Genomic DNA, 1,309 nt, shown 5'->3' with positions numbered 1-1,309 from the left:
ATTGCAGCGGTCAGAGTCGTCTTGCCGTGGTCAACGTGGCCGATAGTACCTACGTTTACGTGCGGCTTCGTCCGTTCGAACTTTTCCTTAGCCATCGAAGTATTCCTTACAAGGGATATTTGGACAACAGATATGAATGGAGCCGTTGGCGGGAATTGAACCCGCGACCTCTCCCTTACCAAGGGAGTGCTCTACCCCTGAGCTACAACGGCATCACAAAACTTTTGGAGCGGGTGAAGGGAATCGAACCCTCGTCGTAAGCTTGGAAGGCTTCTGCTCTACCATTGAGCTACACCCGCCGCGCCAGCCCATACAACTGAGCCAGTACCACGAACACTACTATCTAACTTCACGCCGCCAGAGAACTGGTGGAGGGGGCAGGATTCGAACCTGCGAAGGCTGAGCCGCCGGAGTTACAGTCCGGACCCGTTGACCGCTTGGGTAACCCCTCCCGAAAGAGATGCGCATTATGGTCAACAAAGCCGGATGCGTCAACACCAAGCTGCAAAAAAACCCAACAAAAGGTCGAGAAAACGCACAAACCCCTGTTTTATATAGCCATGAATTTCGACCGAAACCGGCAGGATCGACCGCCAGCACACTACGCAACAGGACCGGCGGGCAGTAACCGTTGCTGCGTCGGCCCTGCCCGCCCCCCCAGTATGCAGAGCATCACGCGCCGATCAACCGTATTGGCCAACCATAAAACGCCGTCCACCAGCCCCCTGCACGCAAGCACCGCACACACGGAAGGAATGCAACTGACAATCGAACAGCCACCAAAAAGCCGGAACTCCTCGACCGCCTCTTCACTATCGCTGCGCTTAGCCACAACCCCGCCTCCCTGCCCGCACACCCCCAAGCCCAAAGGCCGCAAGCAGACACAGCAAGCGCCTGGACTCCCCCTTGCATACCCCCCCACCCGAGAAGACTCAGCACGTCGACAATACCTCCCTATCGCCCGGCCAACTTTACCCCCCAGCCGCAACACATGATTCACTGCAAGCGACATTTCGACGCCTGTTCTAGTTGTCAGCCGGCAGGCCAGTACAGACCCGATCACCAATCCACCGCCACGGCAAAACACGACCGGAGCCGCACACGGGATCAGAAGTCGCCGGACCGAGACCCCAAGGCTGGCAAACGCACACCCTTGCATGCACTTCAGCCAGGCGATTGCATTTCGTACTTGACGAGTCGGGGCACATGGTATTTAATGCACGACTCTTGAGGGCCGGTTAGCTCAGTTGGTAGAGCAGCGGATTGAAAATCCGCGTGTCCGTGGTTCGATTCCGCGACCGGCCACCAG

1 protein-coding gene and 4 tRNA genes are annotated in these 1,309 nt (G+C 57.4%); 1 reads left to right on the top strand and 4 read right to left on the bottom strand.

The annotated features are described in order from the left end of the window. The 4 genes from C515_RS23250 to C515_RS0116445 all read right to left on the bottom strand — a co-directional run. Positions 1-95, bottom strand: a 95-nt coding sequence (locus tag C515_RS23250) for a GTP-binding protein (RefSeq protein ID WP_018003793.1), incomplete at its 3' end; no start/stop codon positions are given. A 42-nt stretch (positions 96-137) separates the two neighbouring features. Next, positions 138-212, bottom strand: a tRNA-Thr gene (locus tag C515_RS0116455). A 13-nt stretch (positions 213-225) separates the two neighbouring features. After that, a tRNA-Gly gene (locus C515_RS0116450) sits at positions 226-299 on the bottom strand. A 67-nt stretch (positions 300-366) separates the two neighbouring features. Beyond that, positions 367-452, bottom strand: a tRNA-Tyr gene (locus C515_RS0116445). A gap of 780 nt (positions 453-1,232) precedes the next feature. On the opposite strand from C515_RS0116445, the gene C515_RS0116440 reads away from it, so the two are divergent. Beyond that, a tRNA-Phe gene (locus C515_RS0116440) sits at positions 1,233-1,308 on the top strand. Position 1,309 lies beyond the last annotated feature (1 nt).

The organism is Chitinilyticum litopenaei DSM 21440 (assembly GCF_000428145.1).
GTDB classification, from domain to species: domain Bacteria; phylum Pseudomonadota; class Gammaproteobacteria; order Burkholderiales; family Chitinibacteraceae; genus Chitinilyticum; species Chitinilyticum litopenaei.
The sequence above is the reverse complement of the archived record's forward strand: the minus strand, read 5'-3'. Positions and strand labels throughout refer to the sequence as shown.